Origin of the sequence: Rathayibacter sp. AY1F8 (genome assembly GCF_002932165.1) — a bacterium.
GTDB lineage: Bacteria > Actinomycetota > Actinomycetes > Actinomycetales > Microbacteriaceae > Rathayibacter.
On sequence record NZ_PSVB01000002.1, the window covers coordinates 74,866 to 91,011 of the forward strand.

A 16,146-nucleotide genomic window follows, 5' to 3' on the forward strand; every position below is an offset into this window, starting at 1 on the left:
GCCGCCGCTCGCGGGTGCGACGCTGGAGGGACCCCCTCCTCGACACGGAAGCGACGCGCATGGACTCCACCCGACTCGGCTCCAGCGGCCTGCAGATCTCCTCGATCGTCCTCGGCTGCATGAGCTTCGGCGCTCCCGACCGCGGTGCCCACGGCTGGAGCATGGGCGAGGAGGAGTCGCGGACCTTCCTCCGGCGGGCGCTGGAGCTCGGCGTCACCACGTTCGACACGGCGGACGTCTACTCCGACGGCACGAGCGAGGAGTTCGTCGGCCGGGCGCTCGCGGACTTCGCGGTCCGCGAGGAGGTCGTGATCGCCACGAAGGTCCACGGGCGGATGCGCCCCGGCCCCAACGGCGGCGGCCTCTCGCGGCGGCACATCCTCAGCGCGATCGACGACAGCCTCCGGCGTCTCGGCACGGACTACGTCGACCTCTACCAGATCCACCGCTGGGACCCCGAGACGCCGATCGAGGAGACGATGGAGACGCTCCACGACGTCGTCCGCTCGGGCAGGGCGCGCTACATCGGCGCGTCGAGCATGTGGGCGTGGCAGTTCGCGAAGGCGCAGTACACCGCGGATCTGGGCGGCTGGACGCGGTTCGTCTCGATGCAGGACCAGTACAACCTGATCCAGCGCGAGGACGAGCGCGAGCTGCACCCCTTCTGCGTCGACCAGGGAGTCGGCGTGATCCCGTGGTCGCCGCTCGCCCGGGGCCGGCTCACCCGCGACTGGGACGAGACCACGGCGCGCACCGAGACCGACGTCTTCGGCGGCACCCTCTACCGCCAGCAAGAGGAGGCCGACCGGCGGACCGTCGCGACCGTCGCACGCATCGCCGAGCAGCGCGGCGTGCCCCGTGCGCAGGTGGCGCTCGCCTGGGTCCGGCAGCAGGAGGCGGTCACCGCTCCGATCGTCGGAGCCACGAAGCTCCACCACCTCGACGACGCGGTCGCGTCGCTGGACGTGGAGCTGACCGCCGACGAGCTGGAGGCGCTGGGCGCCGACTACGCACCGCGCGCCAACGAGGGGTTCTGATCCGGCCGATGCGCCACCGCTGATCCGCCCGAGCGGTCTCCGCTACGCTTCCTCTCGAAGATGACGGAAGCTCGGAGCGGGAGGCGGCATGGCGAGGAGTGCCGGGGATCCGTTAGGGGCGCGCTACCGCCTGCTCGAGCGGATCGGCTCGGGTGCCGCGGGCGAGGTGTGGCGCGTCGCCGACGCGCAGGGGCCGGACCGCGCGGCGAAGCTCCTCCGCGGTGAGCACGTGCACGACGCGGGCCTGGTCGAGCGGTTCGTCCGTGAGAGGTCGGTGCTCACCCGTCTGCGGCACCCGCACGTCGTGGAGGTGCTCGACCTCGTCGTGGAGGGGGAGACGCTCGGGATCGTGATGGAGCTCGTCGGCGGCGGATCGCTGCGGGACGAGGGCACCCTCCCGGCGGTCGATGCGCTGCCCGTGGCGGCCTCGATCCTCGACGCTCTCGCCGCCGCGCATGCGATCGGCACGGTCCACCGGGACGTGAAGCCCGACAACGTCCTGCTCGCGGAGGGTGCGGACGATGCGAGCTCCGCCGTCCGCGTCTCCGACTTCGGCATCGCTCACGTGGTCGCCGAGGGGCCGCGCGCGACGACGGGTGTCATCGGGACGCCGGAGTACCTCTCGCCCGAGATGCTCGCCACCGGAGCGGCCGGCCCGCCGAGCGACGTCTACTCGACGGGGATCCTGCTCTACGAGCTGCTGTGCGGCCGGACCCCCTTCGCGGGCCCCGGCGCCGACGTCGCGGTCGCCTACCGGCACGTCGCGATGCTCCCGCCGCCGCTGGATCTGCCGCCGCGGCTCGCGTCGCTCCTGGACCGGATGCTCGCGAAGGATCCGGCGTCGCGGCCGACGGCTGCGGAGGCGGCGGGGATCCTGCGACGCCTCTCCCCGGCGCTGGCCGGGCTGCCGGCGCTGCCGCTCGCGGCGAGCGCGGCGGAGTTCGAGGAGGCCGAGCGCCCGGGCACGGTCCTCCGCGGGATGGCGGTGGAGATGTCGTCGGAGCCGGTGGAGGAGGGGCCCGCTCCCGAGCTCGGCCCGTCGTCGCAGGCGACCGTGCTCCGCCCGGTGCCGCGCCGCGAGCTGCGCCTGGCGGAACGGCCGTTCGAGGCTCCAGCTCGGCGGGGGCGCGGCGGACGTCTGCGGATGATCCTCGCCGCCCTCGGCGCCGGCGTCCTGCTCATCGGGGCGGTGCTCCTCGCCGTCCAGCCGCGCGGCGGCGGAGCACGGGCCTCGGCGCCGGATGCCGACCTGTCGGCCCGGCAGCAGGACCGGCCGCTGCCGACGGGCCTCGGAGTGACGCGATCGGCCACCTGGGACGCGGAGCGACGGGCCGTGGTCGTCGAGATCTCCTACTCCGCCCAGAGCGCGCCCCTCTCGGGGTCCTTCCTCGAGGTGCTGCCGGGCCCGGACGCCGCGGCGGCGTGCCCCGCGGCCAGCTGGTCCGGAGTGACGGCGGTGCGCAACCGGCCGAGCGTCACCGGAGTCGGGGTCGGCTGCGGTTGGAGCCTGACGGACCTGCACGTCCCGGCGCAGGGGATCGTCGACGTCACGGCGACCGTGCCGATCGCGGTGGCCGAGCAGAGCGCCCTGGACGGGTGGCTGGCGGCGGCAGCGTCTGCGACGGCACAGGCCGTGGCCGACCCTGCGGTCACCGGGACGGCGTATCCCGTGCAGCGGCTGCGGGATGTGCGGATCGAGACTCCCGCGCGGACGGTCGGCCGGACCCCGCTGCCGGTGACGCTGGTGCCGGTCTGGCCGAGCGGGGCCGACCCCGTGAACCCCCTGCTCGCGACGCCGTCGTCCGCGCCGGCGAGCAGCATGCTCGAGGCGATCGCGGGCGGAGTGGAGGGCGTTCGCTTCAGCGACGGCTGCAGCGGCGCGGTCGCCGTGTCGTCCGACGGGCTGACGGTGACCGCCCTCACGGTGACTCCGTCCTGCGAGCTGCGCGCCCGAGTGGGCGCGTTCTCGGACCTCTCGAGCAGTCCCTTCGCGATCACCACTCGCGAGTGAGTCGACCTCCCGCGCCAGTGTCGAGCCGTCGACGCCACGCGAGCCGTCTGTGCTGTCTTGCCTTCTACCATGACGAGACATCCTCATGAAACGTTGGTGGAGTGGGGAGCGGTCGGGACGGTCCCGTCCGCAGGGGTAGAAAGGTGTGATCCATGTCACGTGTTCTCTCGACCGACGAGGCGAAGTCCGCGATCCAGCAGATCCAGTCGATCGTCAACGGCGGCCTCGCCGATCAGATCAGCCGGCTCGACGCACAGGGGCGGACACTGTCCGATCCGAACGTCTGGGATGGTCCGCTGGCCTCGCAGTTCCGCTCGTCGACCTGGCCGGAGACGAAGTCGGCCCTCGAGAAGGCCAAGCAGGAGCTCGAGGAGCTGCGCAGCCAGCTGGCGACGATCTCGCAGAACATCTTCGCCGCCGGCGGAGGGAGCTGACCGGCCGTCTCGCCCCTGCGTGCTCCGGCGAGCGGGGGCGGGACGTGCTCGTCGTCTCCGCGCTCCTTCCTCCGCGCACCTCCATCGGTGCGTCTCGGAGTGATCGGAGCGCTCTCGAGGAGGACGCGCCGATCGACTTGGTGGCGGAGGCGCGATCACCCGCCCGAGGGCGCTGATCAGCCGCCGTCCGCCGGCGTCGGCGAGACCGACTGCACGAAGTGGATCTCGCCGTCGAGGCTGACGAAGCCCCGGCCCACCGTGGGCGGGACGGGGAAGCGCCGCGGGATCTGCGCGCCGAGGAGAGTGCCGTCGTTGTCGATGTCGGGCTGGAGCAGCAGCACGGAGCGGGAGGCCGCCGCCTTCTTCGTCCAGTTCCCGAAATGGCTGCGGAGCTCGCTCGACCGGCCGGCCAGCACGACGCAGAGTCCCGGGCGACCCGACGAGACCAGCCTCATCAGCGCCTGGTCGGTGTCGTCCCAGCGCTCGGCGTCGTCGAGGAGGAGCAGCACGGGGCCCTCCTCCGTCGACAGCGACGCGAGGAGGGTGCGGAGCTCCTCCGCGCCCACGGCGAGTCGGTCGAGGTCCGCGCCCCTCAGCGGGGAGCGTCGATCGCACACTCCCCAGACGGCGACCGAGCCGGCGGCCCGCGCCGCCTCGGCCAGGGCGAGCAGCACGGTCGACTTGCCCGATCGGGCGGGTCCGGCGATGACGACGTGCTCGCCCTCGAAGACCTGGAACGCCAGCGGGGCGAGGTCCGACTCGCCGAGGCCGATCGGGAGCAGCCACGGCTCGCGATCGAAGCGGGCCTCGATCCTGAGCGCGCTCACGGCGACCCTGTCGGGAAGCGTGCCGACCGTGCTCGTCCTGCCGCGCGCATCCGGCCAGGCGGCCGCGAGCTCGGCGATCGCGTCGTCGAGACCGGCCCTCGGAGTCGCGACCTGCGTCTGCAGGAGCGACGAGGTGAGAACGCAGCGCCCCGGCACCGCTGCCGGCGCCTGCACCGGCTTCACCCCGGCGGCGGCGTAGTCCTGCGGGTCGGCGAGGCGGAACAGCCACTTCTGCGTCGTGACCTCCTCCATCACCGAGGGGATCGCCCTCGCCCGGGTGCTCGTCACCGCGAAGTGCAGGCCGAGCTCCGGTCCGTCGGCGTAGGCGCGGGTGAACGCCTCCATCAGAGCCAGGCCCTCCCAGTCCTGGAACTCGTCCTTCAGAGTCGCGAGTCCGTCGATGAGCACCAGCGCACGCCGGTGGCCCCCGGGCGATGCTCGGCGCCGGCGCACCTCGTCGCCCAGGTGACGGAGGAACCGGGTCTGCTTCTCGTGGGATCCGCCACCTGCTCCGGCGTAGGAGACGGTGTGCGGGAGTCGCGCGAGCGGGGCGGAGTCGCGGGAACCGGCATCGAGGACGTAGAGGTCGAGCTCGTCCGGAGGGAAGTGGCGGGCGGCCGTCAGTGCGATCGACGCGAGCACCGTGCTGGTGCCGCTGCCGGGGATGCCGATGAGGAGCAGGTTCCCCTCGCCCAGATCCCAGCCGGTCGGCGTCTGGCGCTGCCGGTCGGGGTCGTCCGAGAGTGCGACGTGCAGGACGTCGCCGACGACGCGACCGAGGTCGGACTCCTCCGCGCCGAACCCGCTGAGGGCCACGGTGTCCTCGAGCGGCTCCGGCCAGATCGGGCGGGGAGGGCCGAAGCCTGAAGCGGCGTCCGCCTCGACCACCGCGTCGATCAGGAGGTCGAGATCGGTCGGGGCCGTCTCGTCGGCGGCGACAGGGGAGGGGCCCTCGACGGGGACGCCCGTGGGTCCGACCGGGCGGACCTCGATCGCCTCGACGGCCGCCGCCTCCGCTCGACCGGTGACCAGCGCCGTCTGGACGGGCGAGATGTCGTTCTGGCCACGCTTCACATACGCCCGGCCGGTCTGGGAGCGGGAGATCCCGGCCGCGCTCGCGACTCCGATCACGTCGGCGGAGTCGTCCCGGCTCTGCACCCGGAGGGCGACGCGGAGGTTGGTGTTGGCGAGGATGTCGTCGTTCACCACTCCGGCCGGACGCTGGGTGGCGAGGATCATGTGCACGCCGAGCGTCCGGCCGACCGCGGCGACGCTCACGAGGGACGTCAGGACGTCGGGATGCTCCTTCGCGAGAACGGCGAACTCGTCGACGACGAGCAGGAGCCGCGGCATCGGCTCCGGCGGCGAGGTGGCCCAGTACGCGTCGAGGTCGTCGACACCCTCGCCGGCGGCGGCGAAGAGCCGCTGACGACGCCGCATCTCGGCCTCGAGCGAGCGCAGCGCGCGGTCGGCGAGCTGGGCGTCGAGGTTGCTGATGGTGCCGATCGTGTGCGGGAGCCGCTCGCAGGACGCGAACGCTGCACCCCCCTTGAAGTCGATGAGCACGAAGGTGAGGCGCGTCGGATCGTTCCAGGCCGCGAGGCCGGCCACGAAGGAGCGCAGGAACTCGCTCTTGCCCGAGCCCGTGGTGCCGCCGACCAGGCCGTGCGGGCCGTCGGCGACGAGATCGAGCACGAGCGGACCGTGCTCGGACGAGCCGACGGGCGCGCGCACGCCCCGGGCGCTCGACCACCACCCCCGGACGTCCGCGGCGGTCGGACGATCGGCGCCCAGGAGCGGCGGCAGCCGCACGAGCGCGGGGAGAGCCGCCCCCGCGGTGACGAGCTCCGGGTCCTCGAAGCGCGCCAGGTCGCGCGCACAGCGCTCGGCCGTGGAGGAGGCGAGACCGGCGAGCACCACGTCCTCGACGGTGATCCGCTCGTCGGGCCGGGAGAGGACCGCTGAGGCGTCAGCTCCGACCCGGACGACGACCGTGCAGGAGGCGGGGAGCTGCTCCTCCGACGCCGCGAGCACGAGGCCGGAGATCCGGATCGCCGTCTCGCGCTCGCCGCGGCCGAGTCCGAGGAGCTCGCGCGCCGGAGCGGCGCGTCCCTCGGTCAGCACGTCGGAGTCGAGCACCAGGAGCACGCGCGGCGAGTCCTCCTCGCGGAGGGCGCGGAGGAGCTCGGAGCTGCGGTCGCGCCGGTCGGAGAGTCGGCGTCCGCCCCCGGGCAGACGCGTGTGGGGGAGCCAGGAGGCCCAGCTCCAGTCGGAGTCGCGTCGCCGGTCGCAGAACACCCCGATCGCCAGGTCGGCCGGACCGCAGTGGACCGCCGCCTGGCAGAGCAGGCTCCTCGCCAGAGCGAGGCCGCCCTCGCGGTCGCCGACGATCCCGACGACGCCCGAGTCCGCGAGATCGATGGACACCGGCGCGCTCGGGACGACGCTCACCGCGAGGATCGCGCGCACCTCCTCCTCGAGCCGCGGCACTCCGCGCTGATCGAGCGGGGGAGACCACGGGACGTCGCCGACGCCGATGTGCAGGCGGAGCACATCGGCGGAGGTCGCGCGCCGCTGCCACAGCGACGTGGCGGGCAGCGCCGCCCGGCGGATCGTCGTCGCCGGGTCGGGCGCGTCCTCCTCGAGGCGGGCCCGTTCGACACGCGCGGAACGGGCGATGTCGTCGCGGAGCGTCTGCAGCGCCTCGCCGTAGCGCTGCTCCTCGGACCGGGTCGCTCGGGCGTGCCGGTGCCGCTGCTCGAACCACAGGCCCACTCCGGCCACGGGGCTGAGCGCGGCGAAGAGGGCGTAGCGCGCATCGCCCATGATGAGGACCATCGCGAAGGCGAGGACGAGCGGCGCGGCGACGGTGATCACGCTGAAGGTCGTGGCGGAGGCGATCTCGAGGCGGGCCGGCGGGACGACCGCCTCGCCGGCCGCCGGACGTCCCGGTCGCGGCGGCCGGTTGAAGGGCACGGTCGCCGTCGCGGTGACGTTGTCCGTGCTCCCCGGCTCGGGCGCGAGGAGCTCGGGAGGCGCGGGGCGCAGTCGGAGAGCCGCCCCACCGGCGATCACGACCGCGGCGTCGGAGACGAGGACCCCGTCCCCCGTCGCGGAGACGCCGTCGACCAGAGTGCCGTTGGTGCTGTCGGCGTCGCGCACCCGCAGGCCGTCGCCCTCGCGGGTCACCGAGAAGTGCTCCCAGGAGGCGCTCGCCGTGTCGAGGACGACGTCGGCGTGCGGGGAGCGGCCCACGATCAGCGCACGGCCCCGCGGGATCTCGACCACGGCTCCCGCGCCGAGACCGCCCGACAGCACGGCCGTCCACCCGCGGGCCGCGGCAGGTCGGGGCAGGGGGGAGCGGGCGATCCGCGTTCCCTCGAGCAGCAGCAGATCGGCCAGCCGGGTCTCCACAGGATGCAGGGCGGTGTCGACGGCGAGGGCCGTCCCGGGCGGGAGGCGGTGCCCGGTGGCGGTGGCGATCAGCTCGCCGAGTGTCACGGAGTCGCGGTGGCGGCCGAGGTCGATGTCGGAGCGGGTGCCGTCGAGGTCGAGGAGGAGTCGCACCGGGGGCTCACGGTCGGGGCTGTCCGGCGAACCAGAGCAGCGGCGGGTCGGCGGGCCGCAGGCCGAGACGCTGCGGCGAGGAGTGGAGGGGGAGTGCCGGGGCGTCCAGAGCGTGCGCGGCGCCGAAGTCGAGCGGCGGACCGGCGAGCCCGTCCGTCGGTCCGATCGTGGATCCCCGGAGTGCGGCGGCGACCGCCGAGGGTTCCCTGCTGCCTGCGACGGCCGCGGCTCGCACGAGCGCCACGACGGCGTCGTGGCTGGGGGCGTCCGCGACCGCGGCGAGATCGCGGAACGAACGGTCGCCGAGGAGGGTCGCCCGCGCGGCATCGTCGGCGGTCATCCGCACGGCCCCCAGGAACGCGGAGGCCGCGCGTCCGCGCTCGTCGCCGCGGAGGGCGACCGCGTCGCCGGAATCCGTGCCGATCGTCGTCAGATCTCCCGAGAGGGTGCCTCCGGCCGCGGCCAGGGCGGGAGCGAAGGCGGGGCTCAGCGCGTCGGGCGTGAGCAGGATCGGGACGGACGCCCCCGCCGCCTGCAGAGCGGCGACCGCCGTCGCCTGCGCCGCGGCGGGGCCGGACACGACGACGCGCTCGACCGCCGGCTCGCCCTCGAGGTGCGGGCGGGCGGCGGTGATGATCACGTCCGCGGTGGCGCCGGGATCGGCGGTCACCGTCGCGGCGGGCGAGAGACCGGTCGGGGTGCCTCCACCGGTGTCGACGAGGAGTACCCGGGCGCCGCCGCCGGCCTCCTCCACGAGTGCCGCGTCGGTCGAGGCGGTGTCGGGTCCGAGGGACCAGACGCCGTCGCCGGGCAGGGCGGGGTCGCCTCCGTACGGGAGGACGGCCGCTGTCCCCGCTGCCCGAGCGGCGTCCACGGCCGCAGCGGTGTGCATGCCGTAGGTCGCGAGGACGAGGCCGGACACGCCCTGGCCCGTCAGCTCCTCGACGGCGGCGCGGGCACCCTCGGGCGTCCCGTGGTCGTCGACGGCGACGAGACCGATCTCGCAGTCGCCCATCGCTGACCGGTGCGCTGCGACGACGGCACCGTTCGCCGCGTCCTTCCACTCCGCGCCCTCGCCCGGAGCCGAGCTGAGCGAGACCATCACCCCGAGCGTCAGCTGCTCGGGCACCCGGGCGCACGAGAAGCCGACCGGGAGAGCGGCGACCTCCGTCATCGGGGCGGACTGCGGGGGCAGGAGGGAGACGAGGGCACCGCTGACGCCGAGGAGGGCGACGGCGCCGCCGATCAGCATCGGGCTCCGTCGGGCGGTGCGGGGGTGCTGCGCCGCGCGCCTGCCCAGGCGGGTCATCGCTCGTCCCCGATCCGGAAGGAGTAGACCGTCCGGGTCCGCGTGCCCTCGGGCAGGTCGAGGTGGAACGCGGGAAGCTCATCCCCGGCGCGGAGGGAGGCCCGCTCCTGGGCCTGCGCCAGCAGGATGCCCGAGACGTCCTCGGATCGCACCGCGGCGTAGCCCCGTGCGCTCTGCGAGGCGAGGGCGAGCTGCACGTCGGCGGTGCCGACCTTCGCGGCACTCGTGGTCATCGATCCGAGCAGGCCGGAGCCGCCGACCGTCCGGTCGCCGAGGTCCAGGAGCACCTTGTGCAGATCGGCGGCGAGGAGCGCGGCGGCCGCGTCGGTGTCGCGGGTCGAGGCGTCGATCGTCGTCGCGATGCCGGCCAGGGAGGCGCGCGTCCGCTCGGAGACGGCCCCGCCGATCCGGGCCTCCGCGGTGCGGAGAGCCCGGTGCCCGGCGTCCACCGTCGCTGCACCGTCGGAGCGGATGCCGGAGGAGGCCGTGCGTAGGCTCGAGACCGACCGGTCGAACATCGCGACGACCGCGTCGGCGTCGGCGCCGGAGCGCGTCGAGATCCGCCGCACCTGCTCGTCGAGGAGTGCGGTGACCGCGGAGGCGGCGGCCGTGTCCGTCTCGGCGAACGCCTTCTGGATCGCCGGTGCGAGAGCGTCCTGCTGGGCGCCGAGAGCGTCGATGCGGGTGCCGAGGGCGTCGCGCTGAGCGGTCAGCGCGTCGACGCCGGTGCGGAGGGAGGCGAGCAGGCCGGTGAGGCGTGCGTCGTCCGAGCCGGCCGTCGCGCCGGCCTCGGCCATGCCGCTGCGGATCGTGGCGAGCGCGGCGCGCAGGGCGGCGAGGTCGGCACTCGCGCCGGTGCTGCCGACGGTGGAGGCGACGGCGGTCCACGCGTGGACCTGGTCGCTCAGCCGGTCGGCCAGGGGGGCCGGATAGCCGTCGGGAGCGTCGAGGCGGCCCGCGCCGGAGCAGGGCGTCGCGGTCAGGTAGGCGCGGAGCTCCTCGACGGAGCCCCGGGTCACCTCCACGGGTGCGCGCGTCGGGCGCCCGGTCGGCGTGGGTGCGGCAGCAGGGGACTGTGTCGCCGGCGACAGCTCGCAGAGCCGATCGGCCAGCTCCTGGTTCTGCGCCGACAGCGACCCCGTGCTGGTCGGCGTGCCGAGCTCGTCCAGGGCGGTCGTGGCGGCGGCGCCGACCGAGGCGACCGTCGTCTCCAGGCCCGCGGTGTCCGCGTCGAGCTCGTCCAGCGTCGCCGACAGGGCGGCGAGCGCCCGGGTGACGGATCCCTCCGGGTCGGCCAGGGTGTCCACCGAGGCCGACGCGGCGTCCACCCTGCTCGCGAGGGCGGCGAACCCGGCCTGCACGCCGTCCATCAGCTCCGGCTGCAGGGAGTCGACGAGGTCCTGCCCGCGATCGAGCATCCCGAGCAGCACGGTGTCGACGGCGGCTGCGGAGGCGGCGAGGGAGCATGTCATCGAGGGTGCCGTGCAGGTCTCGGCGGAGGGCTGTGCCGGCCCCGCGGCAGCACGGAGAGCCGCGACGACCTCGTCGCGGCAGGACTCGGCCGCGGTCCCGTACGCGTCGAGCTCGGCCGTGAGCCGTAGCAGCTCCGAGTGGATCGAGCCGGTGCGGCCGCCGTCGACGGCGAGTCCGCATCCGCTGCCCGAGACCGTCGGCGGCGGCACCGCGGCCGATGTGTCGCCCAGCAGGGCGTCCACCGCGTCGATCGCCTCGGACAGCTGCGCCAGCAGGCCGGACTCGGTGCCCGAGACCGTCGACGACAGCTGCGCCCGGAGCGCGCCGAGCTGCCCGGAGAGGCTCTGCATCGAGGCCGCCGTCGAGGCGGCGCCGGCCCGCAGCTCCTCGGCCGTGCGGACACCGAGAGTCTCGGAGGTCGCGTCGAGCGAGGCCCGCACCTCGGCGACGGTGGTGCCGGCCTGCGTCAGCAGGTCGTCCACCGCGGTGACGACCTCGATCGTGCGGCGCTCGAGGGCGAGCGGAGAGGCGTCGGAGGAGTCGAACGCGGCGCCCAGCGCCCCCTCGGTGGTCGGGTCGGTGCTCAGGCCGGGCTGGACCGCCAGGTCGAAGGCGGGGACGGCGAAGTCGGCGACGTCGGCGACGAGGGTCAGCGTCGCCGTCGCGCCACCGCCCGGGGGAGCGAGGAGAGCGGCCCACTGCACGACGGCGTCTCCGTGCTCGTCACGGCTGAGCACGCCGTTGGTGACGGCACCCGACTCGCTCTCGGTGACGACGCGACTCGGCGAGACGCCCGGCAGGACCGCGGAGGCTGCGATCGTCAGCGGAGCGCCGACGAGTGCACTGCGGCGGGCTGCACGACCGGCCGCGTCGAACGCGACCTCCTCGGGCCGGACCGTCAGGTTCTCCACCGCGAGCGAGATCTCGATCCGACCCGAGCGCCCGGCGAGGTCGGCCGGATCGGTGCCCGAGGCGTCGGCGGTGCGCCACGAGGGCCGGACACGGACCGGCAGGTCGGCGGCGACCTCGGGGGGATCGTAGACGGTGGTGGTCGCCGAGGTGTCGGACGGGTCGTCGCCGACGGCGAGGGCCGTCCCCTCGATCGCACGGACACCCCCGTCGGACGAGACGGCGACGGACACCGCCTGCAGCACCCTGGCGGCGGTGAGCGCCGGCTCCGGTGGCGTGCAGCCCGCCAGTACAGCTGCCACGACCGCGATCGCCGCTGCGGCCGTCGTCCTGCGAGCATTCGAGCGCACCCTGACCACCCCTCGTCCCGACGGGGCACCGGGCGGTGCCGCTCACGTCGACATGAGAGATGCTCGCAGATGAGCGGAACCCCGAGAGCCGGTGGCGCACAATGACCTGCACCGCGCGCCCCGGGGTCAGACGAGCTTCAGCTTCTTGCGGAGCGCCTGCACGTGCCCGGTCGCCCGGACGCCGTACTGCGCGAACTCGAGCGCTCCCTCGGCTCCGACGACGAACGTCGAGCGCAGCACGCCGACGACGGTCTTGCCGTAGAGGCTCTTCTCGCCCCACACCGCGTACGCGCGGTGCACGGTCATGTCGGGGTCGCTCAGCAGCGGGTACGCGATGCCCTGGGCGTCGGCCCAGCGGCGCAGCGCCTCCGGGGCGTCCCGCGAGATCCCGAGGACCTCGTAGCCGGAGTCGCGGAGGGACGCCGCGTTGTCGCGGAAGTCGCAGGCCTCCGTGGTGCAGCCGGGGGTGTCGGCCTCGGGGTAGAAGAACAGGATGACGCGCCGTCCGCGGTAGTCCGCGAGCGAGACGGGCTCGCCGTCCTGGTTCGGCAGCGTGAACTCCGGAGCGGAGTCGCCGGCGGCGAGGCGCGCCTCGGCGGGGAGGGGGGAGAGGTCGGTCATCGTCTGCTTCCGTCGGTCGTGGCGAAGGTGGTCAGGAGGCGCTGGAGCGAGTCGAGGCGCTCCGGTCCGCTGGCGCCCAGCAGTCCGCCCTCGACCGCCTCGATGATGGCGCAGTCGGGGGAGTCGGGCAGGTGCGTGCAGCCGCGCGGGCAGTCCCGGGCGATCACGGCGAGGGTCGTGAACGCGCCGAGGATGTTGTCGGTGTTCACGTGGCCGAGTCCGAACGAGCGGACGCCGGGGGTGTCGATGACCCAGCCGTGCCGGTCGCCGCGCTCCACGCGGAGCGAGACGGTGGAGGACGAGGTGTGCCGACCGCGGCCCGTCACGGTGTTCACGCGCCCGATGGCCCGGTGCGCGTCCGGGACGAGCTTGTTCACGAGGGTGGACTTGCCGACTCCGGAGTGCCCGACGACCACGGTCTCGTGGCCGAGGAGGGCGTCGGCGATCTCGTCGACCGGCGGCTCGTCCTGGCTCGAGAGGAACACGCGGAGGTCGAGCCCCTCGAAGTTGCGGAGGAACGGGGCCGGGTCCGCGAGGTCGGTCTTGGTGATGCAGAGCATCGGAGTGATCCCGGCGTCGAAGGCGGCGACCAGGTAGCGGTCGACCAGCCGGGTCCGGGGCTCGGGGTCGGCGGCGGCCACCACGCAGAGCATCTGGTCGGCGTTGGCGACGATCACGCGCTCGATCGCGTCGGTGTCGTCGGCGCTGCGGCGGAGGAGGGTCGACCGCTCGCGGATGCGGACGATGCGGGCGAGCGTCCCCTCGTCGCCGCTGGAGTCCCCGACCACGTCGACGCGGTCGCCGGCCACGATCGCCTGGCGCCGCAGCTCGCGGGCCCGGGCCGCCGTGAACTCGTGCTCCTCGGGCGTCCCGTCGCCGATCATCACCGTGTAGCGACCCCGGTCGACGCCGAGCACCATCGCGATCTCTGCGTCCTCGTAGGCGGGTCGGTTCTTGGTCCGGGGCTTCGTGCCCTTCGGGTTCGGGCGCACCCGCGCGTCCGACTCGTCGTACCCGTCGAAGTCGTCGAGAGCACCGTCGGCGTCGAGGCCGCTGTCCGTCCACCACGACACGGGTCAGACCGATCCGGCGAGGGTCGTCCACAGTTCCGGGAACTGGGGGAGGGTCTTCGCTGTCGTCGCGACGTCCTCGATCACCACGCCGGGGACCACGAGGCCGATCAGGGCGCCGGCGTGGGCCATGCGATGGTCCGAGTAGGTGCGCCAGCGGCCGCCGTGGAGCTCGGCGGGCTCGATGCGCAGACCGTCCTCGAGCTCCGTGACCCGGCCGCCGAGGCCGGTGATCTCGGCGGCGAGGGCGGCGAGGCGGTCCGTCTCGTGGTGACGGATGTGGCCGATCCCGGTCAGGGTGCTGGGAGTGGAGGCCAGCGCGGCGAGGGCGGCGAGGGCGGGGGCGAGCTCGCCTCCCTCCGACAGGTCGAGGTCCACGCCCAGGATCTCGTCGCCGCCCGTGACCACGAGGTCCTCGCCGTCGCGCTCGACGCGGGCGCCGAACAGCGGCAGGATCCGCTCGAGGTGCGCCCCGACCTGCGTGGTGACGGCCGGCCAGTGGCGAAGCCGGACGCGGCCGCCCGTGACGAGGGCCGCAGCGAGGAACGGCGCGGCGTTCGAGAGGTCGGGCTCGATCAGCACGTCGGCGCCGGCGATGGGCTGCGGCGCGACGGTCCACTCGCCGTCGGCGGGCGTGCCGACCTCGACGCCCCGTGCCGCCAGTGCGGCGACGGTCATGTCAATGTGGGGCCGGGAGGGGACGGCGCTGCCCTCATGGCGCAGGTGCAGTCCCTCCTCGAAGCGGGCGCCGGCCAGCAGGAGCGCCGAGACGAACTGGCTCGACCGCGAGGCGTCGACGACGACGTCGCCGCCCCGGACGGCCCCGGAGCCGTGGACGGTGAAGGGGAGCGCGCCGCGGCCGTCGTCGGCGACGTCGACGCCGAGCGCGCGGAGGGAGGCGATCGTCGCCCCCATCGGCCGCTTCGCCGCGTACGCGTCGCCGTCGAAGGTGGTGGGGCCGAGCGCGAGGCCGGCCAGCGGCGGGACGAAGCGCATCACGGTGCCCGCGAGCCCGCAGTCGATCGTCGTCGAGCCGAGCAGCTCCTCCGCGGGCTCCACGACCAGGTCGGCGCCGAAGCCGCCGGTCGAGCCGGACTCCCGGATCGTGGTGCCGAGCGAGCGCAGCGCCTCGATCATCAGGGCGCTGTCGCGGGAGTGCAGCGGCGCCCGCAGCGTGGAGGGTCCGTCCGCCAGAGCGGCGAGCACCAGCTCCCGGTTGGTCAGCGACTTGGAGCCGGGCAGGCCGACCTCGGCGTCGAGAGCGCCGGCCGCGAGGGGTGCGGGCCAGGCGTCGTCGCCGGGGAGCGCACGGGCGTCGCCGTACGGATCGAACTCGGGGGCGGAATAACGCGAGAAGACCATCGGTTGTCAGGATAGTCGGCGCGCAGGGCGTCGTCAGGAGCGTGACGGAGGCGGAGCATGACGGCAGCACCCCCGGTCCTCCGGAGCAGCAGGCCCGTCGCCCGGAGGCGCCCTCGTGCCGCAACCCCGGTCGTCCGCCGCGCCGCCGCTCTAGAATCGCTCGTGATGACTCGCGACGACGAACCCCGCACCACCCCCGCCGACGAGGCTCCCGAGCCCGCCGACGCGGAGCAGACGATCGTGGAGACCGTCGAGGAGTCGCTGGACGACGCCCCGGTCGAGGCTCCCGTCGATCTCCGCTCCCTCTTCGAGCAGCAGGCGCTGCCCTTCATCGACCAGCTCTACGCGGCCGGTCTGCGGATGACGAAGAACCCCTCCGACGCGCAGGACCTCGTGCAGGAGACGTTCGCGAAGGCGTTCGGCGCGTTCCGCCAGTTCGAGCAGGGCACCAACCTGAAGGCCTGGCTCTACCGCATCCTCACGAACACGTTCATCAACTCGTACCGCAAGAAGCAGCGCGAGCCCTACCAGAGCGCGATCGACGAGCTCGAGGACTGGCAGCTGGGCGGCGCCGAGTCGACCACGGCCACCTCCAGCCGCTCGGCCGAGGCGGAGGCGATCGACCACCTCCCCGACACCGCGGTGAAGGAGGCGCTCCAGGCGATCCCGGAGGACTTCCGGCTCGCCGTCTACTTCGCCGATGTCGAAGGCTTCTCCTACCAGGAGATCGCGGACATCATGAAGACCCCCGTCGGGACCGTCATGAGCCGGCTGCACCGCGGCCGGCGCATGCTGCGCGAACGACTCACCGACTACGCACGCGAGCGCGGATTCCGCGCCGCATTCACTTCCGGGAGCACGAAATGACCGACAGCGGCTGCACGAAGGCGAAGGCCGAGCTCGAGGAGTACCTCCACAACGAGCTGTGCAAGGAGGACGCCGCCGACATCCGCGAGCACATGGCGGGATGCGTCGACTGCGCCGATGAGGCGAAGGTCGGCGTGGTGCTGACGGTCGCCGTGCAGCGGGCCTGCAAGGAGACGGCGCCGGAGGACCTCCGCGCCCAGGTGCTCGGCATGCTCCGCGACGAGCACGCCGCGCACTCCCAGGCGCCCGCCCGCCTCTAGGCGCCGCACGACCCGGGGAGCCCCGGCCGTTCGAGACCTCCCGCGCACC

Annotated in this window: 11 protein-coding genes; 5 read left to right on the forward strand and 6 right to left on the reverse strand. The window is 74.2% G+C overall.

What is annotated here, in order from left to right:
* The first annotated feature begins 59 nt into the window (after positions 1-59).
* From C5C35_RS01990 to C5C35_RS02000, 3 genes are all read left to right on the forward strand, one after another.
* The gene (locus tag C5C35_RS01990) at positions 60-1,037 is read left to right on the forward strand and encodes an aldo/keto reductase (protein WP_104257096.1); all 978 of its coding nucleotides are present in this window, start codon (positions 60-62) and stop codon (positions 1,035-1,037) included.
* An 88-nt stretch (positions 1,038-1,125) separates the two neighbouring features.
* Complete coding sequence (locus C5C35_RS17360; protein ID WP_104262446.1) at positions 1,126-3,048, forward strand: serine/threonine-protein kinase; 1,923 nt, start codon at positions 1,126-1,128, stop codon at positions 3,046-3,048.
* A 152-nt stretch (positions 3,049-3,200) separates the two neighbouring features.
* The gene (locus tag C5C35_RS02000; RefSeq protein WP_104224124.1) at positions 3,201-3,482 is read left to right on the forward strand and encodes a pyrophosphorylase; all 282 of its coding nucleotides are present in this window, start codon (positions 3,201-3,203) and stop codon (positions 3,480-3,482) included.
* Between the two features lie 176 nt (positions 3,483-3,658).
* On the opposite strand, the gene C5C35_RS02005 is transcribed toward C5C35_RS02000, so the two are convergent.
* The 6 genes from C5C35_RS02005 to aroA form a co-directional block, all read right to left on the reverse strand.
* Positions 3,659-7,876 (reverse strand): FtsK/SpoIIIE domain-containing protein, encoded by a 4,218-nt coding sequence (locus C5C35_RS02005; RefSeq protein WP_104262447.1) that lies wholly within the window; start codon positions 7,874-7,876, stop codon positions 3,659-3,661.
* A gap of 7 nt (positions 7,877-7,883) precedes the next feature.
* Complete coding sequence (locus C5C35_RS02010) at positions 7,884-9,185, reverse strand: hypothetical protein (protein ID WP_146084552.1); 1,302 nt, start codon at positions 9,183-9,185, stop codon at positions 7,884-7,886.
* Complete coding sequence (locus tag C5C35_RS02015) at positions 9,182-11,869, reverse strand: hypothetical protein (protein ID WP_146084553.1); 2,688 nt, start codon at positions 11,867-11,869, stop codon at positions 9,182-9,184. Before C5C35_RS02015 ends, C5C35_RS02010 begins: the two co-directional genes overlap by 4 nt.
* A gap of 174 nt (positions 11,870-12,043) precedes the next feature.
* Positions 12,044-12,538, reverse strand: a complete 495-nt coding sequence (bcp, locus tag C5C35_RS02020; protein WP_104232788.1) for a thioredoxin-dependent thiol peroxidase — start codon at positions 12,536-12,538, stop codon at positions 12,044-12,046.
* The gene (gene rsgA, locus C5C35_RS02025) at positions 12,535-13,611 is read right to left on the reverse strand and encodes a ribosome small subunit-dependent GTPase A (protein WP_104224119.1); all 1,077 of its coding nucleotides are present in this window, start codon (positions 13,609-13,611) and stop codon (positions 12,535-12,537) included. The genes bcp and rsgA overlap by 4 nt, the downstream gene beginning before the upstream one ends.
* A gap of 3 nt (positions 13,612-13,614) precedes the next feature.
* Complete coding sequence (aroA, locus tag C5C35_RS02030; protein WP_104225496.1) at positions 13,615-14,970, reverse strand: 3-phosphoshikimate 1-carboxyvinyltransferase; 1,356 nt, start codon at positions 14,968-14,970, stop codon at positions 13,615-13,617.
* A 165-nt stretch (positions 14,971-15,135) separates the two neighbouring features.
* Between aroA and C5C35_RS02035 the strand changes: the two genes are divergently transcribed.
* Positions 15,136-15,837, forward strand: a complete 702-nt coding sequence (locus C5C35_RS02035) for a sigma-70 family RNA polymerase sigma factor (RefSeq protein WP_104224117.1) — start codon at positions 15,136-15,138, stop codon at positions 15,835-15,837.
* The gene (locus C5C35_RS02040) at positions 15,834-16,097 is read left to right on the forward strand and encodes a zf-HC2 domain-containing protein (protein WP_104224116.1); all 264 of its coding nucleotides are present in this window, start codon (positions 15,834-15,836) and stop codon (positions 16,095-16,097) included. The genes C5C35_RS02035 and C5C35_RS02040 overlap by 4 nt, the downstream gene beginning before the upstream one ends.
* The last annotated feature ends 49 nt before the right edge of the window (positions 16,098-16,146 follow it).